Raw genomic sequence first — 5891 nt, forward strand, 5'->3', positions numbered from 1 at the left:
AATACAAAACTCCGTATGAAGTGTTTTTCAGTGAAATGAGTAAAAGATTAGCTAGCTAATTTAGGTGGAAATTGCACTTGTTGTTGGAATTGGCGTTTTCTATTTCAATTTTATCATTTTTGAAATAAGAAAACAAATTTTACTGGTTCAGTTTTAGGGGTTCATTATATTTCTTTATCTCTGCTTGAGATTCGTCTAATATTTTATGCTTTTGACTTTTTTACAAGCATTTGTAAATAAACCTTTGTTTCCTCCCCATGTGCCATAGTTTAGCAGGTGTTTTATGCACCCATATTTGCAATTAAGTCAGAAATAATAATAGAGTTAAAGGCTAAAAATTTAGTTTATGAAAAGGTGAAGTTAATGATGTAGAAAAAGAGTTTGATAAAATTCTTGCTTAGTCTATATAGAAGATTTTTTAGTCTTGTATATATGGAATTATTCTATAACCGATTCCATAAATACTTTCTAAAGAGCCATCAGGAAGTTTTTTTCTTAGTTTAGAAACTAATTTTCTTATATTTTGGATATCTAGGTTCTCTTCTAAAAGTTCATATTGATTTGCAATATTTTCATTTGAATATATCTTGCCGATATTACTAGTTAAAAACTGCATAAAAATTATTTCATATTTTGTTAGGTATACCATTTTATCGTTTTCTAAAAGAGAACTGTTCTCCTTATCAAAGATTACACTATCATTAAGGTTTATTTTTTTAGATGAAACTGGTGTTACTACTGATGTGTCTTGTTGAATCTTTCTAGAACTGTTTAGTAAAACTCTTAATAATTCTTGATAATCAATTGGTTTCTTTACAAATTGCTCTATTCCGAGATTAATCAAAGGTAATAGGTACTTTGTATCATCGTGTGCTGATAATATGATTAGAAGTTGAAATGGATTTATTTCATAGAGTTTTGAAGTTAATTCAACACCATTTAGGTTTGGCATCTGTATATCACTAAGAACAATGTCATAATGCTTAGAAGTTTCTTTATTATAATCTCTGTATTTTTTTAATGCTTCTCTTCCATCTTCAGCACAATCTACTTTATTAAAAAAATTTTTCAATATTTCAGTTGTATTTTCTCTGAGCTCATTATGATCTTCTACAAACAAAACCGAAAGGTTTTTTGTATATTTAAGTATTTCTTTAGAATTTAACATCTTTTGCCTCTCTTAAATAATTAATTAATTAATATTTTACTTTAGTATATCTTTTATTTAGGGTTAATTCAATAAAATACACATACAAATTTAATATTTTTATTTTAAGGGGAGTTAATATGTTGTAAAATGTTCTATATTTGTATATTAACATTCTAATTTAGAGATTTTTAAATTCTTATAATAAATAAATATAACTTTGTATTATGTAAATATGATGAATTATTTGCTATTTACTTGACACAATTGCATCTTCTAAGTAAAATCAATCCAAGAAAAAATAATATAACAGAGAATAAAAATGAATATAATAATAAACGGTGAAACTAGAGAATTTGACAATGAAATAACATTAGCTAAAGTACTTAAAGAATTATCATTAGAAGGTAAAGTAATGGCAGCTGCTGTAAATATGGAAATAGTTAAACAAAATGATTGGGAATCTTATATCTTAAATGATTCAGATAAGTTAGAATTACTTGATTTTGTAGGTGGTGGCTAAGACGTCTGTATCGCCACTACAGCTATAGCATACTCACCATCGTGAGTTATAGATACTGATGTGTCTTTTATGTTGAAGTTGTCCATAATCTTTTGAGATAGTTCAAGTTTTGGTGCACCTTTTGGAGTTTTAGATATCTTAATATCATGAAAGCTACACTCTTTCCCTATTCCAACTCCAAGTGCTTTAGAAACTGCTTCTTTAGTAGCCCAAAAGCCAGATGCTGTTTTATAGTTTTTTACAAGTTTAATTTCGTCTGGAGATAAGAATTTAAGAAGTGCTTTCTCGCCAAATCGCCCCATTAAGCCATTCATGCGAGAAGTCTTTATAAGGTCTACACCAATCATTTACTGAACAACAAATTCCGTAAAGTATATACCTTGTATTTGACCATCAGAAATCATAGCATTTAGTGTGTCCATTATCTGGTCACTAACTTTTTGCTTACCTTTTTTAGAAGATATCTCTTCTAATGATTTAGATGTTAATATTCTGATAATTCTATCTCTTAGTACAGGAGCTTTATTGTCAAGTTCTAAGCTAAGTTCTTCACCTTCAAGTTCTAAAGACATTGTAACTTTTAAGTAACGACGACCTGCATCACTTTTTAAGTTGACAGTAAACGTGTCTAAAGGGTATAAAATACCAATGTCATTTAACTTTCTAGAGTTACTATAGTCTCCAGAACTTTTTCTTGCTTTTGAAACACTTCTCTCGTTTGCTTGTGGAGCAGGTTGACTCATATTGTTTTGCTCATCATCACCCATTAAAAGTAGAGCTACAACAGCACCACCAATAATAATAAGTATTAAAACAACAATGATTATGATCATTAACATATTACTTGATTTTTTCTCTGAGGGTGCACTTTTCTCTTCTGTGCTTTCTTCTTCTGCCATCTAGTTTCCCTTAAAATATAATTGTGTTAGTATATCGGAATTTATAAAGTTTTTATAAATCATTATTTGTTTGTGCCAAATCTTTTAATGGTAAGAATTCGTAAGTATCAGCATTATAGTAGTCAATATTTCCAGTTTCTATGTCGTAATACCAGCCATGAATAGATAAAGAACCATTTTCAAATCGTTTTTTTACTATAGGATAAGTTAAGATATTATCTATTTGTTTCATAATAGATAGTTTTTCAGTTAGCCTTAAAAGATCTTCTCTTGGAGCATTTGCGCCAAGACTTAGAATTGCGCTTGTTTTTGCACTTTTTCCAAGCTCAAGCCACTTTTTCGTATGAATAAGTGAAGGATCATCTATTTCTTCATAAAGACTACTACAAGCACCACAGTGAGTGTGACCACAAATAATAATTTCTTGAACTTTTAAGATGCTTACTGCATATTCGATTCCAGATGCTGTTGCATGAAAGTCTTCATCAGGTTGATAGGGAGGAACAAAGTTACCCACATTTCTAATTACAAATAAATCTCCTGGATCAGATTGTATCATTAGGTCTGGGATTACTCTAGAATCAGAACAACCAATAAAAAGAGCTTTTGGACTTTGCCCACTTCTAACTAATTTAAGAAGTGACTCTTTATTTTTTTTAAAATAAGATTTAAAAAATTTATTACCCTGTGCATATTCTTTCATATTCATAATTTAAATACCAATGTCAATTAGATGCATTTTGTAATATTTAGAGATTTCATTATCTCTTCAAATATTCCGCCAACTTGACGGTTATTGTCATCAGAATATTCTACGACTATAACTTCTCTACCATTAGATATGCTTGTAGTATGCGTATCAGGTTGCATTTCATATTTTTTTATGATATTTTCAACGCAAGAAATTACTTGTCTTTTCTCATCTGAACCTTTGTATGCAAGTGATAATCGTAAAAATTTCTCTTCACTTCTGACTTCAGCATCTATCATTGATATCCTTTACTTATATATATTTTAGAATTATAGTCTAATATATTGTAAAATAACTTCATATGCTGATTAATTTAATACCATTCCAGTAGTTTTGTTACTTCATCCACGACAAAAGTTTTTATTGTTGTATTTTCAAGTGGTTTTTTTGCCAAAAGAGCTTTTGATATGTTTTGCATTTTAGCTTCTTTTAGGCGTACATCCATTGCATAAACTTCTCTAACGTCACCGACTAAGGATACTTCGCCTATAAATACAGTTTTCTTTGAGATAGCACGGTCTCTAAAACTACTAATAATTGCAGCTAAAATTGCCAAGTCCGCGCTTGTTTCAGTTATCTTAATACCACCAGTTATATTTATAAATACATCATATCCAGATAAAGGAATTTCTAATTTTCTCTCTAAAAGGGCTAAAAGCATATTTAGCCTATTATTGTCAAAACCTGTAGCCTGTCTTTTTGAGTTTGGGGTATGTGATTCTGATACTAAGGCTTGAACTTCCAATATTATTGGACGTGAGCCTTCCATTACTACAGTAAGAGCTGAACCTGCTTGTTCAGAGTTGCGGTTAAAGAACCTAGATGCAACGTCCGTAGCAGAAACTAAACCATTACTTCGCATCTCAAAGACTCCTATTTCGCTTGTCGGACCAAAACGGTTTTTAAAACCTCTAAGTATTCTTAACTCTTGAGAAGAATCACCTTCAAAATATAAAACTGTATCAACCATATGCTCTAGCACTCTTGGTCCTGCAATTGAACCTTCTTTAGTAATGTGCCCAATGATAAAGATGGCTATATCTTTTTCTTTTGCTATTCTCATAAGTTCAAAGGTGATTTGTCTTACCTGAGTTACCGATCCTGGTGCTGATGTAATATTTTCTGAGTATATAGTTTGAATAGAATCTATAATTAAAAATTCATATTCTCTATGTTCTAATTCAACTAATACTTGCTCTAATCTTATTTCGCTTAATAGATAAAGTGAATCAATATTTGAGTCTAGTCTATTTGCACGAAGTTTGATTTGTCCACTTGATTCTTCTCCTGTAACATAAAGTACATTCTTACCAACAGATGCGATGTTAGATGCAACCTTTAGAAGTAGGGTAGACTTTCCAACTCCTGGACTTCCACCAATTAAAGTTAGTGAACCCGGAACAATTCCTCCACCAAGAACACCATCGAGTTCTTTGTCTAAAGAGCTATATCTATAAATCTCTTTTTCTTCAATGTCATTTATGCTTATGGCTTTTGAGGCAATACTTGATGTTGATTTAGTTTGTTTTACAACATCTTGCTGATGTTCGTTTAGTTCTATAAATGAGTCCCATGTTCCACAGTTTGTACATTTACCCATCCATTTTGGTGTTGTAAATCCACAGTGTTGACACCCAAATAGAATTTTTTTCTTAGCCATATAATCAGCCTTTTTTTTAGTTGAGAAAATTATACTCATTTTTGTGTATATAAATTCATAATATGGCAATTTGTCATATTCTTATTGTAATAAGATAGTAACTGTTTATTTATAGACTTCCATTTTTAAAATATAAGGATTTATATGAATAAATTATCTATAAAATTTCAAGTTATATTATTAACAACTTTGTCTTTGATATTATTAGCATCTATTACAACTTATATCTCTAGTTCTAAAAGTAAAGAAGTTTTAATTAGTAATAGTTATAAAAATTTAACAACAGTTCGAGATATTAAAAAAGGTCAGATTGAAGAGTTTTTCAGTAATGCACGTAGAGATATAGATGTTCTTGCTCTGAGTAAAAACCTTCAAGATATTTCATGGGATCTCTTAAGTGTTTTAGATGATTTAGAAGTTGCTGATAATGTTCCTTTTCCTGTTAATAATCCATCTGCAAAAGAAGAGCGTCTTCCACATGAACCATTTTTTCAAAAATACTTAAAAGAGTATGGTTATTATGATATATTTATAATTGCTGCAAAGACTGGACATGTCATGTATAGTGCATCAAAAGGATTAGACTATGGTGCTAACTTGTCTACGGGTTCACTTAAAAATAGTGCTTTAGCCAAAGCATATAAAAAAGCATTACAAAACAATCGTCCTACATTTATTGATATGAAACCATATAAGCCTAGTGATAATCTTCCTTCAATGTTTTTATCTACACCAATAGTTGTAAATGCAGAAGTTAAGGCTGTTTTAGTCTTTCAAATAAGTGGTGCTTCTATAAATAATATTATGAAATATGACTTAATTAAAAAAACGGGTGCATAATTTTCTACTTTTTCTTATAATTCATAAGATAATAATCTACTAAGTTTAGCTTCAAACTTTTACTTAATCCG

Annotated in this window: 8 protein-coding genes; 2 read left to right on the top strand and 6 right to left on the bottom strand. The window is 29.9% G+C overall.

All coding sequences use genetic code 11. The features are described 5' to 3' along the window. Nucleotides 1-418 precede the first annotated feature (418 nt). A complete protein-coding gene (locus tag QZZ48_RS13650; protein WP_294966787.1) occupies nt 419-1168 on the bottom strand; it encodes a response regulator transcription factor in 750 nt (249 codons plus the stop codon). Between the two features lie 301 nt (nt 1169-1469). Here QZZ48_RS13650 and thiS point away from each other — a divergent pair, with 301 nt between their 5' ends. Further along, complete coding sequence (gene thiS / locus QZZ48_RS13655; RefSeq protein WP_294966789.1) at nt 1470-1670, top strand: sulfur carrier protein ThiS; 201 nt, start codon at nt 1470-1472, stop codon at nt 1668-1670. Here the strand turns inward: thiS and acpS are convergent. From acpS to radA, 5 genes are all read right to left on the bottom strand, one after another. Then, nucleotides 1667-2017, bottom strand: a complete 351-nt coding sequence (gene acpS / locus QZZ48_RS13660; RefSeq protein WP_294966790.1) for a holo-ACP synthase — start codon at nt 2015-2017, stop codon at nt 1667-1669. The genes thiS and acpS overlap by 4 nt on opposite strands. Continuing rightward, nucleotides 2018-2569: a flagellar basal body-associated protein FliL gene (fliL, locus tag QZZ48_RS13665; protein WP_294966791.1), complete on the bottom strand. Its 552-nt coding sequence runs from the start codon at nt 2567-2569 to the stop codon at nt 2018-2020. A 52-nt stretch (nt 2570-2621) separates the two neighbouring features. Next, nucleotides 2622-3278, bottom strand: coding sequence for a carbonic anhydrase (locus QZZ48_RS13670; RefSeq protein WP_294966793.1), 657 nt, complete (start codon nt 3276-3278; stop codon nt 2622-2624). A 20-nt stretch (nt 3279-3298) separates the two neighbouring features. Further along, nucleotides 3299-3559, bottom strand: coding sequence for a hypothetical protein (locus tag QZZ48_RS13675; RefSeq protein ID WP_294966795.1), 261 nt, complete (start codon nt 3557-3559; stop codon nt 3299-3301). Nucleotides 3560-3633: 74 nt separating this feature from the next. Next, nucleotides 3634-4980 (bottom strand): DNA repair protein RadA, encoded by a 1347-nt coding sequence (gene radA / locus QZZ48_RS13680; RefSeq protein ID WP_294966797.1) that lies wholly within the window; start codon nt 4978-4980, stop codon nt 3634-3636. Between the two features lie 144 nt (nt 4981-5124). On the opposite strand from radA, the gene QZZ48_RS13685 reads away from it, so the two are divergent. Further along, a complete protein-coding gene (locus QZZ48_RS13685) occupies nt 5125-5820 on the top strand; it encodes a cache domain-containing protein (RefSeq protein WP_294966798.1) in 696 nt (231 codons plus the stop codon). Nucleotides 5821-5891 lie beyond the last annotated feature (71 nt).

This window comes from Sulfurimonas sp. (assembly GCF_016744025.1).
Taxonomy (GTDB): Bacteria; Campylobacterota; Campylobacteria; order Campylobacterales; family Sulfurimonadaceae; genus Sulfurimonas.